This window comes from Bradyrhizobium sp. Ken64 (assembly GCF_055807555.1).
This window is the reverse complement of the sequence record NZ_JBVVPA010000014.1, coordinates 94,401-113,234: the sequence shown is the minus strand read 5'-3', so window position 1 is coordinate 113,234 and position 18,834 is coordinate 94,401. Positions and strand designations below refer to the sequence as shown.

General features: G+C 64.3%; 15 protein-coding genes. 6 read left to right on the top strand and 9 right to left on the bottom strand.

The window, feature by feature from the left end; all coding sequences use genetic code 11:
- Positions 1-51: 51 nt before the first annotated feature.
- The 5 genes from AC0L2F_RS22635 to AC0L2F_RS22615 are packed head-to-tail and all read left to right on the top strand — an operon-like array spanning position 52 to position 5,533.
- Complete coding sequence (locus AC0L2F_RS22635) at positions 52-1,650, top strand: ABC transporter substrate-binding protein (protein ID WP_473249902.1); 1,599 nt, start codon at positions 52-54, stop codon at positions 1,648-1,650.
- A gap of 42 nt (positions 1,651-1,692) precedes the next feature.
- Positions 1,693-2,640 (top strand): ABC transporter permease, encoded by a 948-nt coding sequence (locus tag AC0L2F_RS22630; protein ID WP_473249901.1) that lies wholly within the window; start codon positions 1,693-1,695, stop codon positions 2,638-2,640.
- A gap of 9 nt (positions 2,641-2,649) precedes the next feature.
- Complete coding sequence (locus AC0L2F_RS22625) at positions 2,650-3,543, top strand: ABC transporter permease (RefSeq protein ID WP_063996437.1); 894 nt, start codon at positions 2,650-2,652, stop codon at positions 3,541-3,543.
- Positions 3,543-4,550, top strand: coding sequence for an ABC transporter ATP-binding protein (locus AC0L2F_RS22620; RefSeq protein ID WP_473249900.1), 1,008 nt, complete (start codon positions 3,543-3,545; stop codon positions 4,548-4,550). Before AC0L2F_RS22625 ends, AC0L2F_RS22620 begins: the two co-directional genes overlap by 1 nt.
- On the top strand, positions 4,547-5,533 hold the full coding sequence (locus AC0L2F_RS22615; protein WP_473249899.1) for an ABC transporter ATP-binding protein: 987 nt from the start codon (positions 4,547-4,549) through the stop codon (positions 5,531-5,533). The genes AC0L2F_RS22620 and AC0L2F_RS22615 overlap by 4 nt, the downstream gene beginning before the upstream one ends.
- A 155-nt stretch (positions 5,534-5,688) precedes the next feature.
- On the opposite strand, the gene AC0L2F_RS22610 is transcribed toward AC0L2F_RS22615, so the two are convergent.
- From AC0L2F_RS22610 to AC0L2F_RS22580, 7 genes are all read right to left on the bottom strand, one after another.
- Positions 5,689-7,662, bottom strand: coding sequence for an acetyl/propionyl/methylcrotonyl-CoA carboxylase subunit alpha (locus AC0L2F_RS22610; RefSeq protein WP_473249898.1), 1,974 nt, complete (start codon positions 7,660-7,662; stop codon positions 5,689-5,691).
- A complete protein-coding gene (locus AC0L2F_RS22605) occupies positions 7,659-9,275 on the bottom strand; it encodes an acyl-CoA carboxylase subunit beta (RefSeq protein WP_473249897.1) in 1,617 nt (538 codons plus the stop codon). Before AC0L2F_RS22605 ends, AC0L2F_RS22610 begins: the two co-directional genes overlap by 4 nt.
- A 114-nt stretch (positions 9,276-9,389) precedes the next feature.
- The gene (locus AC0L2F_RS22600; protein WP_473249896.1) at positions 9,390-10,256 is read right to left on the bottom strand and encodes a beta-keto acid cleavage family enzyme; all 867 of its coding nucleotides are present in this window, start codon (positions 10,254-10,256) and stop codon (positions 9,390-9,392) included.
- 215 nt (positions 10,257-10,471) lie between these two features.
- Entirely contained in the window at positions 10,472-11,272 is an 801-nt protein-coding gene (locus AC0L2F_RS22595; protein ID WP_063996442.1) for a helix-turn-helix domain-containing protein, read from the bottom strand.
- Positions 11,273-11,454: 182 nt separating this feature from the next.
- Entirely contained in the window at positions 11,455-12,111 is a 657-nt protein-coding gene (locus AC0L2F_RS22590; RefSeq protein ID WP_473249895.1) for a glutathione S-transferase family protein, read from the bottom strand.
- Positions 12,111-13,274, bottom strand: coding sequence for an acyl-CoA dehydrogenase family protein (locus AC0L2F_RS22585; RefSeq protein WP_007615900.1), 1,164 nt, complete (start codon positions 13,272-13,274; stop codon positions 12,111-12,113). Before AC0L2F_RS22585 ends, AC0L2F_RS22590 begins: the two co-directional genes overlap by 1 nt.
- Positions 13,275-13,397: 123 nt before the next feature.
- Complete coding sequence (locus AC0L2F_RS22580; protein ID WP_473249894.1) at positions 13,398-14,534, bottom strand: acyl-CoA dehydrogenase family protein; 1,137 nt, start codon at positions 14,532-14,534, stop codon at positions 13,398-13,400.
- 262 nt (positions 14,535-14,796) lie between these two features.
- On the opposite strand from AC0L2F_RS22580, the gene AC0L2F_RS22575 reads away from it, so the two are divergent.
- Positions 14,797-16,347 (top strand): acyl-CoA synthetase, encoded by a 1,551-nt coding sequence (locus tag AC0L2F_RS22575; protein WP_473249893.1) that lies wholly within the window; start codon positions 14,797-14,799, stop codon positions 16,345-16,347.
- A 95-nt stretch (positions 16,348-16,442) separates the two neighbouring features.
- On the opposite strand, the gene AC0L2F_RS22570 is transcribed toward AC0L2F_RS22575, so the two are convergent.
- The gene (locus AC0L2F_RS22570) at positions 16,443-17,966 is read right to left on the bottom strand and encodes a glycosyltransferase family 2 protein (RefSeq protein ID WP_473249892.1); all 1,524 of its coding nucleotides are present in this window, start codon (positions 17,964-17,966) and stop codon (positions 16,443-16,445) included.
- A gap of 48 nt (positions 17,967-18,014) precedes the next feature.
- Positions 18,015-18,785, bottom strand: a complete 771-nt coding sequence (locus AC0L2F_RS22565) for a helix-turn-helix transcriptional regulator (RefSeq protein WP_473249891.1) — start codon at positions 18,783-18,785, stop codon at positions 18,015-18,017.
- Between the last annotated feature and the right edge of the window lie 49 nt (positions 18,786-18,834).

The window sequence follows — 18,834 nt, the reverse complement described above, 5'->3', positions numbered from 1 at the left end:
TATCGTCCACTCAAACAGGCCGCAAAAGGCCGATGTCCAGGGAGGATGAGCATGTCGAGCGTGTGGTCGCTCGCCGCAATGGCGGCGCTAACTGTGCTGACGACCTCGAACACCACGCTGGCCGGCGAACCAAAGCAGGGCGGGATCCTGCGGATGTATCACCGCGACAGCCCGGCCAATGCGTCCATCCTGGAGGGCGCGACATATTCGATCAACGTGCCCTTCATGGGAGTGTTCAACAATCTCGTCGTTTACGACCAGCACATTGCGCAGAACAGCCCTGATACCCTGAGGCCAGAGCTGGCCGAGAGCTGGTCCTGGAGCGGCGACAACAAGAAGCTGACCTTCAAACTGCACCAAGGCGTCAAGTGGCATGACGGCAAGCCGTTCACGTCGGCCGACGTCAAATGCACCTTCGATCTCCTGATGGGCAAATCGCAACAAAAGCTGCGGCAGAATCCGCGCAAGGCCTGGTACAACGAGGTTAACGACGTCACACCGAATGGTGATTTCGAGGTCTCCTTCGATCTGAAGCGGCCGCAGCCCTCGCTGCTGGCGATGCTCGCATCCGGCTATACGCCGATCTATCCCTGTCACGTCTCGCCGGCGGAGATGCGCACCCATCCGGTCGGAACCGGCCCGTTCAGATTCGTCGAGTTCAAGGCCAATGAATCGATCAAGCTGACGCGAAACCCGGACTATTGGAAGAAGGGCCTGCCCTATCTCGACGGCATCGAGTACACGATCATCACGAACCGCTCCACCGCGATCCTCGCCTTCGTCGCCGGCAAGTTCGACATGACCTTCCCGACGCACATCACGATCCCGCTCCTCAAGGACATCAAGTCGCAGACGCCCAACGCCCTCTGCGTCGTCGAGCCGACCAACGTTTCGACCAACATCATCGTCAATTCGGCGGCCCCGCCGTTCGACAACATCGACATCCGCCGGGCCATGGCGATGGCACTCGACCGCAAGGCCTTCGTCGACATCCTGTTCGAAGGCCAGGCCGATATCGGCGGCACCATGCTGCCGCCGCCGCAGGGCATCTGGGGCATGCCCAAGGACAAGCTGGAGACCATTCCAGGCTATGGCCCGAACGTGACTGCGAGCCGGGATGAGGCCAGAAAGCTGATGCAGAAGGCGGGCTACGGTCCCGACAAGCACTTGGCGGTGAAGGTCTCGACGCGCAATCTCGCGGAATATCGCGATCCCGCGGTGATCCTGATCGACCAGCTCAAGAGCATCTATATCGACGGCGAGCTCGACGTGGTCGAGACCGCAAACTGGTTCCCGAAGGTTGCGCGCAAGGATTACATGCTCGGCCTCAATCTGACCGGCAATTCCGTCGACGATCCCGACCAGTCTTTCTACGAAAACTATTCCTGCGGGTCCGAGCGGAACTACACCAATTATTGCAACAAGGAGATCGAGAAGCTGTTCGACGTGCAATCGCAGGAGATCGACATTGGCAAGCGCAAGCAACTGGTCTGGGACATCGACAAGAAGCTGCAGGAGGATGTCGCCCGCCCGATCATCTTCCATGCGCGAGCCGGCACCTGCTGGCAGCCTTATGTCAAGGGCGTGACGGTCATGTCGAACAGCTCTTATAACGGCTTTCGCTACGAGGACGTCTGGCTCGACAAGTAGCGCGCAAGGCTGACGACTAGCGGCTCGACAGGAGGGCGCGGGATGTTTGCCTATCTGGTACGGCGTCTGTTCCTGATGCTCGTGACCCTGTTCGGGATCTCGATCGTCATCTTCTTCCTGCTGCGCGTCGTGCCCGGCAACATCGTCGACATCCTGTTTGCCGCCGCCGGCTATGTCGATCCCGCCGACAAGGCCAATCTGGAGAAGGAGCTCGGCATCGACCAGCCGCTGGTGGTGCAATATTGGCACTGGATCGGCGGCTTCCTGCGCGGCGATTTCGGCTACTCCTATGTCTCCGAGAAGCCGGCGCTGCAGGAGATCCTGCCGCGGATCCCGATCACCGCACGGCTCGCCGGGCTGGCGTTGTTGTTCTCGGCGTCGATCGGCATTCCCCTGGGCGTCATCAGCGCGGTGAAGCAGGGAACGAGGCTCGATTACGCGTTGCGTGTGGTGAGCCTGAGCGGATTGTCGCTGCCTTCGTTCTGGCTCGGCCTGCTCATCCTCACCGCATCGGTGGCGATGTTCAACCAGATGCCGATCTTCAACCCGAATCCGGCGACCTGGCTGGAAGCCTTCGCGACCTACGCCGTGCCCGCCGCCGCCGTCGGCTTCCGCAGCGCGGCACTGACCATGCGCATCACGCGATCCTCGATGCTGGAGGTGCTGCGGCAGGACTATATCCGCACCGCGCGTGCCAAGGGCGCATCGGACGCCGCCGTGAACTATCAGCATGCGCTCAAGAACGCGATTTTGCCCGTCATCACCGTGATCGGCATCGAGGCGGCGTTCCTGATCGGCGGCCTCATCGTGACGGAGACGGTGTTCAACATCCCCGGTGTCGCGCGCTTCCTGGTCGAGGCGATTCGCTGGCGCGATTATCCGATCGTGCAGAACCTGGTGATGCTGATTGCCATCGTCGTGGTGAGCGCGAATTTCATCGTCGACATGCTGTACGCCGTTTTCGACCCGCGCATCCGGTACACGGATTAGGAGAGCCTGTTGGCTGCGATCGACTATGACGTTGAACTGAGGCGCGCCGGGGCGCACGCGACCGTCGGCTGGCGGCGCGTGCTGTTTTTGGCGCAGCGGCACGTGCTGGGCGCGGCCGGCCTTATGATCATGACCCTGTTCGTTTTCACAGCGATATTCGCCGACTTCATCGCGCGCTACGATCCCCTGACGATCGACTCCGCCCGCGCCCTGGCGCGTCCAAGCCTGGCCCACTGGATGGGCACAGACTCCTTCGGCCGCGATGTCTTCAGCCGCATCATTCATGGCGCGCGGATCTCGCTCGCGGTCGGCATCGGCTCGACCGCACTCGGTGGCAGCATCGGCGTGATCGTGGGCCTCACCTCCGGCTATCTCTCCGGCTGGGTCGATCTCGTGTTCCAGCGCGTCTCCGACGTCCTCCAGGCGCTGCCGCTGCTGGTGTTGGCTCTGATCATGACCGCGGCGCTTGGGCCGTCCCTGCCGAACGTCATCATTGCGATCGCCATTCCGCTGATCCCGACTGTGTCGCGCGTCATCCGCGCCAACACGCTGGCGCTGCGCGAGCTGCCGTTCATCGAGGCCGCCAAGTCGATCGGCATGAGCGAGGTACGCATCGCGCTCCGTCACGTGCTGCCCAACACGCTGGCGCCGCTGATCGTGCTTGCGACCGCCCAGCTCGGCTCCACCATCCTCACCGAAGCCTCGCTCTCCTTCCTCGGCCTCGGCATTCCCGAGCCGTACCCGTCGTGGGGCCGCATGCTCTCTGAATCCGCCGCCGAATATGTCCGCACGGCGCCCTGGCTGGTGATCTTCCCGGGCATTGCCATCAGCCTCGCGGTGTTCGGTGCCAATCTGTTCGGCGACGCCTTGCGCGACATCCTCGATCCCCGGCAGCGCGGCTGATGGCTGACAAACCCGATCTCGTGCTCGAGGTGAAGAACCTGAAGACGGTGTTCTTCACCAACTCCGGTCTCTTCCAGGCCGTCGACGATGTTTCCTTCACGGTGAAGCGCGGCGAGACGCTGGCGATCGTCGGGGAATCCGGCTGTGGCAAGAGCGTCACCGCCCTATCCCTGATGCGGCTGGTGCCGGATCCGCCCGGCCGCATCGTCGGCGGCTCCGTCACGCTTGAAGGAACCGATCTTCTGACGCTGGACGAGGCAGAGATGCGCGCCGTCAGGGGCAACCGCATCTCGATGATCTTCCAGGAGCCGATGACCTCGCTCAATCCGGTGATGCGGATCGGCGACCAGATCGTCGAGGCCGTGCGGCTGCACCGGAACATGTCGAGTAAAGAGGCTCGGGACATTGCGATCGAGATGCTGCGCCTGGTGCGCATCCCCGAACCGGCTCGGCGCGCAAGGGAATATCCGCATCAACTGTCTGGCGGTATGCGCCAGCGCGCCATGATTGCCATGGCGCTGGCGTGCCGGCCGGCGCTGCTGATCGCGGACGAGCCCACGACCGCACTCGACGTCACCATCCAGGCGCAGATCCTGGCGCTGATCCTGGACCTTCAGAAGGAGCTCGGCACCGGGCTCGTGCTGATCACGCATGATCTCGGTGTCGTCGCGCAGACAGCGCAGCGCGTCATCGTGATGTATGCGGGACGGAAGGTCGAGGAAGCGAGCGTCGAGGCACTGTTCGCCGCACCGAAACATCCGTACACGCGCGGATTGATGGCCTCGATCCCGGCGGTGCCGGCACCGGGCGTCGCGGCGCCGGCACGGCTCAACGAAATTCCCGGCACAGTGCCGTCGCTGGTGCGGCTGCCGAAGGGATGCGCGTTCGCGCCGCGCTGCAAGCTCGCGATCAAGCGCTGCGAGGCCGAATATCCGCCGCTCATCGATTGGGGCGGCGGCCATCTCGCCGCCTGCTGGCGCGCGGCCGAGGTTGCGGAGGTGGCATGACCGAGGCGCTGCTCGAAGTCACCGATCTCAAGAAGCACTATCCGGTGCGCGCCGGCGTGTTGCGCCGACAAGTCGGCACAGTGCATGCGGTCGACGGCGTCTCGTTCTCGGTTGGAGTCGGCGAGACGCTGGGCCTCGTCGGCGAATCCGGTTGCGGCAAGTCGACGGTGGCGCGCAGCGTGTTGCGGCTGGTTGAGCCGACCTCGGGTCAGATCCGGCTCGAAGGTGAAGACATCACGCATCTCTCCAAGTCCGCGCTGCGTCCGCACCGACGTTCGATGCAGATCGTGTTCCAGGATCCTTTCGCCTCGCTCAACCCGCGTATGACCGCCGGGGACATCGTCGGCGAGCCGCTGTTCGTGCACGGGCTCGCGACCGGCAAAGCGCTGGAGACGCGTACCGCAAACCTGTTCGAGCAGGTCGGCTTGCGGCCCGACCAGATGCGCAACTTTCCGCATCAATTCTCCGGCGGCCAGCGCCAGCGGATCTGCATCGCCCGCGCGCTGGCGCTCGGGCCGCGGCTGATTGTCTGCGACGAGCCGGTCTCCGCGCTCGACGTCTCGATCCAGGCCCAGGTGATCAACCTCCTGATCGACCTGCAGCGCGAGCACGGCTTCTCCTATCTCTTCATCGCGCACGACCTCGCGGTGGTCGCCCATATCAGTCACCGCGTCGCCGTGATGTATCTCGGCCGCATCGTCGAGATTGCCGACAAGGACGAGCTGTTCCGCAATCCGCGCCATCCCTATACGCAGGCCTTGCTCGCCTCGGTACCGGTCGCCAACCCGCTCGCCAAGAAGCTCGTGCCGCTGGTCGACGGCGACGTGCCAAGCCCGGTCAATCCGCCATCCGGATGCGCGTTTCACACCCGCTGCCGGTTTGCGATGGAGCGATGCAGGACGGAACGGCCGGCGCTGCTGGACGCGGGCGAGGTGCACGAGGTGGCGTGCCTGCTCAATGAGGGGACGGGGCGGAGCCAATAGCTCGCTGTCGTCCCGGCGAAGGCCGGGACCCATAACCACAGGATCGGGTTTGGCGAAGACTCGGAGTTACCTGCTCGCACTGTGACCGCTGCCTGGGAGTATGGGTCCCGGCCTTCGCCTGGCCTTCGCCGGGACGACAAGTTGAGCTTGCCGCCCTACCCCGCCCCGATCTCCGCCACGATCCGGCCCGTCGTTACCTGCTCGCCCTCGGCGACGTCGATCGCGGCGACGACGCCGTCGATGCCGGCCTTGTGGACGTGCTCCATCTTCATCGCTTCCAGTGTCATCACCGGCTGCCCGGCGGTGACGCGGTCGCCCGGCTTGACGAGGACGGCAACGACGCGGCCGTTCATGGCAGCACGAACCTTGCCGTCTCCGTTGCTTGCGGCGGCCTTCGGCGCGGCGAGCGTGAGATCGGTCGCCGCGAGCGGGATGCCGCGGCGCTGGAGGTGGAGCCGGTCGCCGTCGCGCAGGAATTTGGCGCTGTCCATAACGCCGTCATGGCGGAAGCGGATCACGCCGAGATCGAGCTGGTCGATCTCGAACTTATCCTGCCGGCCGTCGCTCGCGACGGTGTAGCTGCCATCGCGCTCCCGCGTGACTTCGAGCTCATACACGTGACCTGCGATCTCGATTTTCGCCGGCAGCGGGAACGTTGCCGCGAGGCTCCGTCCGCGGCGCCACGAAGGTGCCTGCGGGCTCGCGACGTAGAGCAGCAGGCCGGCCAAAGCGATATTGAATGCGGCGTCCGCGCGCGGCGCCAGCAATTCGTCGCGATGCGCACCAATGAACGCCGTGGTCGCCTCGCCTTTGGCGAAGCCGGGATGACGCAGGCATGACAGCAGGAAGGCCTGATTGGTGGTCACGCCGAAAGCGGTCAGTTGCTCCAGGCCGACGATCAACCGCCCCCTCGCCTCCTCGCGTGTCGCGCCATGGCCGATCACCTTCGCGATCATGGAATCGTAGAACGGCGGAATCTCGGAGCCCGATTGCAGCGCGTGCTCGACGCGGATGCCATCCGGCACCTGCCAGCGCGCCATGCGTCCGGACTGCGGCATGAAATCAAGCGCGGCATCCTCCGAGCACAGCCGCACCTCGATGGCGTGGCCCGTGAAGCGAATGTCCTGCTGCTTGACCGGCAGCGGCTCGCCGCGCGCGACCCGCAACTGCAATTCGACGAGATCGAGCCCGGTGATCGCCTCGGTCACGGGATGCTCGACCTGGAGGCGCGTATTCATCTCCATGAAGTAGAACGCGCCGCTTGGATCGAGCAGGAATTCGAGCGTGCCGGCGCCCTCGTAACGCAGCGCCTTCACCGCGGCGACCGCGACCTCGCCCATCTTCGCGCGCAGTTCCGGCGTCACGGCGGGCGAAGGCGCCTCCTCGATCAGCTTCTGGTGCCGGCGCTGCACCGAGCAGTCACGCTCGCCGAGATGGATGGCATTGCCATGGCTATCGCCGAACACCTGGATTTCGATGTGACGGGGATTCTGGATGGCGCGTTCGAGGATCACCGTCGGATCGCCAAACGCCGCCTTGGCCTCGGAGCGCGCGCTACGCAGTGCATCGGGGAACGAATTGCCATCCGCCACGAGCCGCATGCCGCGTCCACCGCCGCCGGCGACCGCCTTGATCATCACGGGGAAGCCGACCTTCTTGGCCTCCGTAAGCATGACTTCATCGCCCTGATCGGCGCCCTGATAGCCGGGCACGCAGGGCACGCCGGCCTTTTTCATGATCTCCTTGGCACCGGCCTTATTGCCCATCGCCGCGATCGCCTGCGCCGACGGGCCGATAAAGACCAGGCCGGCATCCTTGCACGCTTGCGCAAACTCCTCGTTCTCGGCGAGGAAGCCATAGCCGGGATGAACGGCATCCGCGCCGCTGGCCTTTGCGGCCGCCACGATCGCGGGAATGTTGAGGTAGGATTGCGCCGGCAGCGCTTCGCCGATGCGCACGGCCTGGTCGGCCTGTCGCACATGAAGCGCATCGCGATCCGCATCCGAATAGACCGCGACGACGCCGAGGCCGAGCTTCCGCGCGCTGCGCATCACGCGCAGCGCGATCTCGCCGCGATTGGCGATCAGGACCTTGAAGAACGGCCTGTGCTGCGTTGATCCGTTCCTCATGGACGAGCCACCGAAAACTGCATGCGTTGGGGTGTACGCGCATCGCCCTCGCGGCAGATCGCGAGCACTTCCGAGAGCACCGCGCGGGTGTCACGCGGATCGATCACGCCGTCGTCGAGCACGCGGGCGCTGGTCGAGAACACGTCCATCTGGCCGTCGAACACGCCGATGATCTGCGCCTTCATGGCATCGAGCTTTTCTTTCTCCAGCGGCTTGCCGCGGCGAGCTGCCGCGGCTTCGGTGACGATCGCCATGGTCTCGGCGGCCTGCTCACCGCCCATCACGGCAGTCTTGGCATTGGGCCAGGAGAAGCAGAAGCGCGGATGGAAGCCGCGCCCGCACATGCCGTAATTGCCTGCCCCGAACGAAGCGCCGCAATAGATGGTGATCTGCGGCACCGTCGCCGACGTCACCGCCTGGATCATCTTGGAGCCGTGCTTGATCATGCCGGCTTCTTCGTAAGCTTTGCCGACCATGTAGCCGGTGGTGTTGTTCAGATAGAGCAACGGCGTGCGGGTCTGGCAGCACGCCTGCATGAAATGCGTCGCCTTGTTGGCACCCGCCGGATCGAGCGGGCCGTTGTTGGTGACGATGCCGATCGCTTGGCCCTCGATACGGGCATGGCCGCAAACGGTCGCCGGACCGTAGTTCGGCGCCATCTCGGTGAAATCGGAATCGTCCACGACGCGCGCGATGACCTGCTTCATGTCCACGGAGCGCTTGTGGTCCATCGGCATGATGCCGAGCAACTCGTCCTGGTCGTAGCGCGGCGGCTTGTATTGCGCAGCTCCCTGGTCCGGCCGCGCCCATTCCAGCGCCGCCATGATCTCGCGCGCGATGCGCAGGGCGTCGCGGTCGTCTTCGGCGAGGTAATCGCCGAGGCCGGAAACCTGCGTGTGCATCTCGGCGCCGCCTAGCTCCTCCTCAGTCGCGATCTCGCCCGTTGCAGCCTTTAGCAGCGGCGGCCCGGCGAGGAAGGCGCGGGTGCGGCCGCGCACCATGACGATGTAGTCGGACAGGCCGGTCTGATAGGCCCCGCCCGCGGTCGACGAGCCATGCGTCACGGTGACGACCGGTAGCCCGGCTGCCGAGAGCCGCGCGAGATTGCGAAAAATGTTGCCGCCCCGGACAAAGTCTTCGACGCGGTAACGCAGGAGATTGGCACCGGCGCTCTCCACCAGCTGGACGTAAGGCAGCTTGTTCTCCAGCGCGAGCTCCTGCACCCGCAGCGTCTTGTCGAGGCCGTAGGGTTGAAGCGCGCCGGCATCGATGCCGGAATCGTTGGCGCTGATCATGCAGCGGATGCCCGAGACGAAGCCGATGCCGGCGATGACGCCGCCGCCGGGCACGCTCTTGTCCGGATCCGATACGTCGAACATGTAGCCGGCGAGCGTGGACAGCTCGATGAAGGGCGCGCCGGGATCGAGCACGAGCGCGACGCGCTCGCGCGGCAACAGCTGGCCGCGCTTGTGGAAGCGATCTTTCGCTGCGGCCGACGCCGCACGCGTGCGCTCTTCCAGCGCGCGCATGCGGTCGATCAGGCCGAGCATGCCGTCGCGGTTGGCGCGATAGGCGGCACTGCCTGGGGAGACGGTGTTTTCGAGAATGGACATGACTCAATCCTGCTCGTCATTGCGAGGAGCGAAGCGATGAAGCAATCCAGACTGCATCTATGGAGAGATTCTGGATTGGTTCGCTTCGCTCGCAATGACGGTTGAGGCGATAATTTACCGATTCGTCCCAAAAATCGTCCGCGCTTCCGCGGGGCTCGCAATCTCGCGGCCCGCACGGCGGGCGCAGGCGGCGATGGCCTCGATCAGCTGGCCGTTCGACGTCACCTTCTTGCCGTCGGCGAGATAGAAGGCATCTTCGAGGCCGGTGCGCAGATGGCCACCGAGCTCGGCGCAGCGCTGGTGCAGCGGCCAGATCTCTTCGCGACCGATCGCGGTGACCTGAAATTGCGCCTCGGGACGCTTCAGCTTGATCAGGATCGGCAGCAGATCGGGATCCGACGGCATGCCGGAGGCGACGCCCATCACGAAGTTATATTCGAGCGGGCCCTTGTACATGCCGACCTGGCGGTACATGCCGACGCAGCGCACGATGCCGACGTCGAAACATTCGAATTCGGGGATGGTCCCGACCGCGTTCATGACGTCGAGATAGTCCTTCACTTTCTCGACCGCATTGTCGAACATCATCGGCGGCCAGGCCCAACTGTTGTCGGCCTTCACCTTCAGATAGTTCAGCGAGCCGGCATTGCAGGCGGCGATCTCCGGCCTGGTCTCGCGGATGCAATCCAGCGCTCCGCTGTAGTTCGGCCCGGAGACGCCCGAGGTGTGATTGATGATCACGCCGGGGCAAGCTTCGCGAATCGCCTGCTGGATCTGCTTGCTGACGCTGACCTCCCACGACGGCAGATGCCCCTTGTCCGGCGCCTGCTGGCGCAGATGGATGTGCATGATGGACGCGCCGGCGTCGAACGCAGCCTTGGCCTCGCGCGCCATCTGCTCAGGCGTCACAGGCACGTTGTGCTGCTTCGGGTCGGTGAGCACGCCGTTCAGCGCGCAGGTGATGACGGCCTTGTCGCTCATGCCACTGATGTCTCGCACGTTGAGAATTCAACGCTTGCGATCATGTGATGGGCGGCATACGGCTTCTTGCGCGGAGAAGCTGGAAACAATGCGATCGTAGGGTGGGTTAGCCGAAGGCGTAACCCACCAAGGTCTCCCCGGAGAGAAAGGTGGTGGGTTACGCTAGCGGACTGCGCTTCGCGCAGCCGCGAGCTAACCCACCCTACGAGACGACCCTAGCTCGCCTCCGCAAGCCTCACCGTCTCGCTGCTGCGATAGATCGCGAGATCCCGCGAGCCGACGAAGATCGCGCGCGGTTTCAAACCGTAGAAGCGGCGGATCGAATGGCTGAAATGGGTGCTGTCGGGATAGCCGATGTCCTGCGCGAGATGGGCGAGGTTGAGGTCCTGGTTGGCGAAGTGCAGCAGGTGACGCGCCCGCTTCCAGGCGCGGAAGGAGCGGAACGAGATGCCGGTCTCCTCCTTGAACAGATGCAGGAAACGCGAAGCGGAAAGTCCGGCGTCCGCCGCACAAGTGTCCGCCGTCACGGGCTCGCCCGTGAAGCGGCCGATACGGGCGACCGCACGCGTCACGCGGGGATCGAGCACGCGGCGCGGCAGCGCTTCGCCAAAACACATCTCGTCGAATTCGGCGGTGGTGATGTCGCCGTAGCGGCGCTGGCGCAGCAGCGTGTAGGCGGCGAGGATCTTGCGGGCATAGACGGCCCTGTCGGGTCCGGTGAGCCGCTCGGCCAAGACCTCGATCACGCCATCAGGCATGCTCTCCGGCTCCAGCGTGACGCTGATCGCGGTGCGGTAATCGCTGGCAATGGAATGCCGCTGGTTCGGCAGGGTGACGAACAGCTCGCCGGTGGCGAGGACATCCTCGATCGTCAGATGCAGGCTGCCCTTGACCGCGACATAGACGTGGCAGCAGCCGGGGGTCCGCTTGCGGGGGCGGCCGAGCAGGCCGGCATAGAATACCCGCTCCGGCGTGATCAGCATCAAATGGTCGGATTCGCGACCGTTATCTTCCATGGGGATCCTCCTCGCGCGGCTCTTTGGCCGCTGCGGACGGAGGTCACCTTAGCGGAAATCTGGGCGCTGTCACGGCGGGATAGCGCTATCATGAAGCGCAAAAGGTCGGCACTCCCGGATGGATGGCGGACGACCCGGAACTCCTGGCAACATCGTCGTCCTCGCTTTCGCCAGGACGACAATTAAGCCCTCACCCTTGGCGCCACGTTTTGCTCGACGCCGGCCTGTTGCTCCGCAGCAACCGCGCGCTTGAAACCATCGCGCTGCTGCAAGCGCGCCCAATAGGCTGCGACATTTGGCCCAAAGTCCTTGGCGAGCCCGATATTTTCCGCGAGGCGGAGCGCGTAGCCGATCACGATGTCGGCGGCAGTGAAGCGGCCGGCGCACAAGGTTTCAGTATTCGCAGTGGCTGCCTCGACGGCGCGCAGCCTCCCCAAGAACCATTTGGCATAGTCGCCGGCCACCTGCGGATTGCGGCGCCCTTCCGGCTCGAGTTGGGCATATCGGAGCACCAGCGTCTGCGGGAAGGTTAACGTGGCGTCGCTGAAATACATCCAGTTCAGGAACGCGCCATAGGCGGGATCTTCAGGTCCGACCATCAATGGCGTCGGTCCATGCTTGGTGCCGAGATAGTGGCAGATGCCGGACGATTCCGTCATCCTGGTCTCGCCGTCGATCAAGAAGGGGATCGTGCCCAGCGGATTGAGCGCGAGGTATTCCTTGGCGAACACCCGCGGCGGGAATGGCAGCATCTTCAATTCGTAGGGAAGCCCCATCTCCTCCAGCATCCAGAGCGGACGGAAGGAACGCGCAGCGTCGCAGTGATAAAGCGTGACCATCAGGAACTTCCTTTGCTGCCGGGCAGCGTGCCCATCATCTTGCACAGGACCATCAGCATGACCTCGTCGGCACCGCCACCAATCGATGTCAGGCGACTGTCCCGATAGGCTCGGCTGACCGGCGTCTCGTTGGTAAAGCCCATTCCGCCCCAATATTGCAAGCAGGCGTCGGTAAGCTCGCGGCCGAGTCTCCCGGCCTTCAGCTTGGCCATGGTCGCAAGTTTCGTGACATCCTCGCCCGCCACCAGCGCCTCGCCAGCACGATAGATCAGCGCGCGCAGCAGCTCGACCTCGGTCTGCATCTCGGCCAGCTTGAAGTGAACGACCTGGTTGTCGAGGATCGACTTCCCAAAGGCCTTGCGATTGCGGGTGTAGTCGATGGTCTCGTTGATGATGTATTCATGCGCCTTCAGGCAGGCGGCCGCGCCCCAGAGCCGCTCCTCCTGGAACTGGATCATCTGGTAGGTAAAGCCCTTGCCCTCCTCGCCGATCCGGTTGCGCCTGGGCACGCGGACATTATCGAAGAAGATCTGCGCGGTGTCGGAGGAGCGCATGCCCATCTTGTCGAGCTTGCGCGCGACGGTGACGCCCTTGGTCTTCATCGGCACGCAGATCAGCGACTTGTTGCGGTGAACGGGTCCGTCGCCGGTATTGGCGAGCAGGCAGATCCAGTCGGCCTGAGTGCCGTTGGTGATCCACATCTTGCCGCCATCTATGACGTAATCGTCGCCGTCCGCGCGCGCATTGGTCTTGATCGAGGCGACGTCAGAACCAGCGCCGGGCTCGGAGACGCCGATGCAGGCGACGTAGTCGCCTGAGATCGAGGGGCTGAGAAACTCACGCCGCACCTCGTCCGAGCCGAACCGCGCCAGCGCCGGCGTCGCCATGTCGGTCTGCACCCCGATGGCCATCGGCACGCCGCCGCAGGTGATGGCGCCAAGCTCCTCCGCCATCATCAGTGCGTAGGAGTAATCGAGCCCGGAGCCGCCGAATTCGACCGGCTTGTTCAGCCCGAGAAAGCCGAGGCTGCCCATCTTCCTGAACAACTCGTGCGCCGGGAAGATGTCGGCTTTTTCCCATTCATCGACATAGGGATTGATTTCGTTGGCAATGAATTTTTGCAAGCTTCGGCGGATCTCGTCGTGATCGGCGGTAAACAGCATTTCTTTCCCTTTGTCATTCCGGGGCGCGCGAAGCGCGAACCCGGAATCCATTCTTCTGCGACATCTGCGGCTCGATGGATTCCGGGTTCGACGCTACGCGCCGCTCCGGAATGACGGCGTCCTTCACAACCCCATCTGCCGCGACGCCAGATCCTTCATGATCTCCTCGGTGCCGCCGCCGATGGCGTTGACCTTGACCTCGCGATAGATGCGCTCGGCCTTGATGCCGCGCATGAAGCCTGCGCCGCCAAAAATCTGCACGGCTTCCGAGGCGCAGAATGCCATGGTCTGCGTCGCCTGGTTCTTCATCATGCAGATTTCGGCGACCGGGCTTTCGCCCTGTTCCAATCGCCAGGCCAGCATCTCCAGCATCGCCTGCGATGCGGCGACCTTCTGCGCCATGTCGACGATCTTGTGGCGGATCACCTGGTGCTGCGCGAGCGGCTTGCCAAAGGTCTTGCGCTCCTTGGCATAGGCAATCGCCTCGTCGAGGCAGACGCGCGCGAACGCGGTGCAGCCCGCCGCCATGCCCATGCGCTCGCTGTTGAAATTCCGCATGATGATCTTGAAGCCATGGCCTTCCTCGCCGATCAGGTTTTCCGCCGGTACGCGGCACGCGTCGAAATGCAGGGTCGCGGTGTCGGAGGCCCACCAACCCATCTTCTTCAGCTTGGTCCGCGACAGGCCGGGCGTATCCCCCTCGATCAGGAGCAGGCTGACGCCGCCGGCGCCCTCGCCGCCGGTGCGCACCGCAACGGTCAGATAGTCGGCACGCATCCCGGATGTGATGAAGGTCTTCTCGCCGCTCACGACGTAGTAATCGCCGTCGCGCCGCGCCTTGGTCCGGAGGCTCGCAACATCAGAACCGCCGCCCGGCTCGGTGATCGCGAGCGCTGAGATTTTCTCACCCGCGAGCACCTGAGGCAGCACGCGCGCCCGAACCTCGGGGCGCGCGGCCAGCGCGACCGGCGGCGAACCGATCGTATGGCTCATCAAGCTGGCGCTGACGCCGCCGGCGCCAGCCCGCGCCAGCTCCTGGCTGGCGACGATCTTCATGAACTGGTCGGCGGCGATCCCGCCATATTCCTCGGGAAATCCGAGTCCCAAGAGCCCGATCTCGGCCGCCTTGCGATAGAGCGCGCGCGGGAATTCGCCGGCCTCGTCCCACTCGTGGGCAAAGGGTGCAATCTCCTTGTCGACGAAGCGGCGCATCACCTCGCGAAAGGCGTCATGCTCGGCGGTATAGAACGGGTTCATCATCGCACTCTCGCCTTGCTGGCGGATTCGTCTCGTCCACCATGGCCGGAACCTTGGCGGCTCACTTGCGCGGAGTGGCTGGCCGGCGGCCGCTTCCGAGCAGCGCCCGCTCTAGCAACTCAACGCAAGACGATTTTCATCGCTCGCGCGCCAACTCCGGATCAAAAAAGGATGGTGCACAAACTCCGGCTGGCCCCTGGGCCATGCCGGGCATGGTGCATGGCAATAGGGACGCGGGCGGCACCAGACCGCCGAGGAGGAGTTCTTGGCCGTTCGTTACTACGACTGGATCGCCCATTATGGCCGCCGTACGCCGAACAAGATTGCGGTGATCGACCTCGCGAGCGAGCGCCGCTTCAGCTATGCGCAGCTCGACGCGCGCATCTCGCGTCTCGCGTCATTTCTGCGCCATACGCTGGAAGTCTCGCGCGGCGAGCGGATCGCCGTGCTGGCGCTGAACACGACCGATACGCTGGAGGTGCAATTCGCCTGCGGGCGATTAGGTGCGATCTTCGTGCCGCTGAACACCCGCCTCACAGTTCCCGAACTCCAGTTCATCACCGCAGATTGCGCGCCGAAGGTGATGATCCACGACACCGATCTTGCCGAAACGGCGCTTGCCGTCGCAAATCTCTGCGGCATCGAGACGAGCCTGCTGCTTGGCCCCGGCGGGACTTATGAGGCCGGGATCGCCGCCGCAAAGCCGCTTGAGACAATCGAGGAGGTCACCCTCGATGACGTCTCGACCATCATGTACACCTCGGGCACGACGGGTCATCCGAAGGGCGCCACCATCACCCATGGCATGACCTTCTGGAATTGCGTCAATCTCGGCGGCCCCGCCTGCATCGAGCCGTCCTCGGTGCTGCTCACCGTGCTGCCGCTGTTCCACACCGGCGGTCTGAATTGCTACACCAATCCGGTGCTGCATGCCGGCGGCACCGTGATGATCATGCGCGCCTTCGATCCCGGCACGGCGCTTGGTCTCATCAATGATCCCGCGCAGGGCATCAACGTGTTCTTCGGCGTGCCCGCGATCTACCAGTTCATGGCCCAGCATCCGACCTTCGCGACCACCGACCTCGGCCGGCTGATCGTCGGCGGTGTCGGCGGCGCACCAATGCCGGTGCCGCTGCTCAAGGTGTGGGAGGCGCGCGGCGTCGCGCTCCAGCAGGGCTACGGCATGACCGAGACCTCGCCGGCCGTGCTGGTGCTCGATCGCGAAGATGCGGCACGGAAAGCCGGCTCCGCCGGCAAGCCGGTGCTGCACACGGAAGTGCGCATCGTGCGTCCTGACGGCGGCGACGTCAATGTCGGCGAACTCGGCGAGCTCTGGGTCAAGGGACCGAACATCACGCCCGGCTACTGGAACAGGCCGGAGGCGAACAAGACGTCGTTCACCGATGGCTGGCTGCACACGGGCGACGCGACACGCGTCGACGAGGAAGGTTTCTACTACATCGTCGACCGCTGGAAGGACATGTACATCTCCGGAGGCGAGAACGTTTATCCGGCCGAGGTCGAAAACGTCCTGCACCAGCTCAACGCCATCGCGGAAGCCGCCGTAATCGGCATTCCCGATCCTCAATGGGGCGAGGTCGGCCTCGCCATCGTCGCGGCCAAGCCGGGGCAAAGGCTGACCGAGGCCGATGTCTTCGCGCATTGCGCGGCGAATCTCGCGCGCTTCAAATGTCCGCGACAGGTCCGCTTCGTCGAAGCGTTACCCCGCAACGCCACCGGCAAGATCCACAAGCCGACCTTGCGCAAGGAATTCTCGGTTACTTCCGAAGTCGACAACAAAGCCGCCAACGCCTGATCAAAGCACCCCTCTCGCGGGCGCTTTTCTCTTTCAATGCGCCTGCTCCAACCCAGAAGAAACCCCAAGGGGTTTTGAGGGATTTTAAGGGATCTTCATGAAGGGCCGCTGTTCTCTTCGGCGAGCGCGGGGGTTTCCGCGCATTCAATCGCGAGCCTGTCCTGGCCGACATCGATCGCCGCGATCGGCAGGCCGAGACGACGCGAATCGCCGCGGCCCCTGAACACGGGGCATGCCCAGGCGAGGGTGGCGATGCCTGACGGCGGCAGATCGAGGCTCAGTGTGTAGCTGTCATAGCCGGTCGCGACCGCTTCGGGGGCGACGGCCGTGCCGTCGAGATAGAATCGCGTGCCGATCGTATCCAGCGGCGCGCGAAGCGCGGGGCTTCGAACGCGGACGATGGTGCGGCCAGGCATTCCCTTGATCCGAACGGCAGCCTCCGGTTCGCTCCAGCGAAACGTACGACCGACGGAGATCTCCTCGGCATGGAAGCCGATCTGCGCGATAATCTGCTCGCCAAGAAGGCCGCCGGCAGACCGCGTGTATCGCCCGAGACGATGAATGCAATCGAGTCTCTGATGCCGGATCAGCGCGGCGATGTATCGCCGCATCCATCGCGCGATCGCATCGCTCGATCCGACGGTCGTCAGAACGACCAGCACGGCCCGCGCGTACCATGCCCCCAGCCGCGCGAAGCCGCGCGCGCCGAGACTGCCGAGCAGCGCCGGTACGGCCCAACGCCATAACGCCAGCAATTTCTCGCCAGGCCGTCCCCAGCCGCCGCCAGCGAGGCTGTAGCGCAGGAGCGCGTTCAATGCATTGCGGGCGAGCGACGCGCCGGCCTCGCTCCGCGAGCTCCACTCGACCGGAATGTCGAGCAGCTCGCTGCCGGCATCGTTGCGGGCCTCGCTCAGATAGCGAATCTCGCCTTGCACGAAGTCGAGCGTGAATTGCTTCAGCTCGTCGATCTCGCCGACGTAATAGTGATGGAAGCGCGCCTCCTCGAGATAGCCGATGGAATGGCCTCTCGCGTGATAGGCGGCTGCAAGCACCCATTCGGCGAAATGACCGAGCTCCTCGCGCAGGCCGCCGCATTCCCGGTAGACGTCGCGCCGCGTCACGAAACACTGATCCAGGACCTTGCGCCAGGGATGCTGCTTCATACCGAACTCGATGTCGGCCTGGTACATGGCGGCCTCTGCCACGGATAACCGGTTATGGCAGATCGGGATCGAACGGCAGGAAAAGCCGGCCCAGTCGGGATGAGCATCGATCGCGCGAATGCAGAGTTCGATCACGTCGGGTTCGGGCCGGCAGTGCGATTCAGTGAAGAACAGATAGCTGCCGCGCGCCTTCGTCGCGCCGAATGCGCAGAGCCCGATGTCGTGTTCGGAATCGGTGAATTCAAGGCGAGCCCTGTTGCTGGCCAGCGCCTTCAACTGCTCGCGTGCCGTGAAATCCGGCGGCACGACCAAAATGATCTCGTAGAGCGATTTGTCGGCAGTCTGCGACGTCCAGCCGAGCCAGGACATCTCCCACTGCCCGCGGTGAGATTCGAGCGGGATAATGATTGAGAACAGCGGAGATTCGCCGTCGTAGAGTGCGGGCGCGTCCTGCATGTCCCCTTATAGACGCATGCTGCGTCGTTCCGGATAATTTCTTGCGGACTATACCGACAGAAACAGCGCGAACGATTCTTCTACCGTTCGGCGCAGATGCTTTTGGTATAATTCGTGGTTAGCATCGCCGGGCGCGACCCGACCCAGCGAGGGCTTCGCGAAGTTTCGGAACGGCACATAGGCGATCGGCGCTGCGATCGGCGTCAGCTGCGAGCCGGGACCGGCGCGGAGCGTCGAGATGATCCCGTACATCTCGCCGGCGACCGTCGGCCGCGACACAGTGATCACGCGATGCTGGCCGTGCTTGATGATGACGAGATAGATGAAGCCGGACTGATGCGGCACGGCGACTTCGCCGGTGTGTTCATAGGCGGCATCGGTCCGCTCCCCCTCGCGGAACACCAGTGAAGAGACTTTAGGCTCCCAGACGATCTCGGTTCGGTAGGCGAAGATCGCGTCCTTGTCGCCGAACGACGGTCGCAACGTGATGTAGACGTCCTCGAGCCAGGTCACCGCGCGATGCGCATAGGAGCCGAGGCTGTCGGGCGCGACATCGTTTGCGGCCGGAGGCGTCACCACGGCGGCGCTTCTGCGCAGCGAGACGCCGAGCGCCTGCTCCAGCCGCACTGTGGTCGCCAGCGTGAACGGCCGTCGGCCGCCGAGCACCTTCTCCAGCGTCGACAGGCTGAGCTTGGCCTGCTCGGCCAGCGCCTGCCGGGAAATCCGGCGCCTGGCGAGCTCCTCACGGATGGTCTCCGCAATCTCGCGGCTCTGCTCGTCCGACAGCTGCTTGTCGGTGAATTTGTCCTGCGTCTGCATCGTGGCCCTGCTCCAGGACGACATCCTAGCAGGGCGGACAAACCAGCAC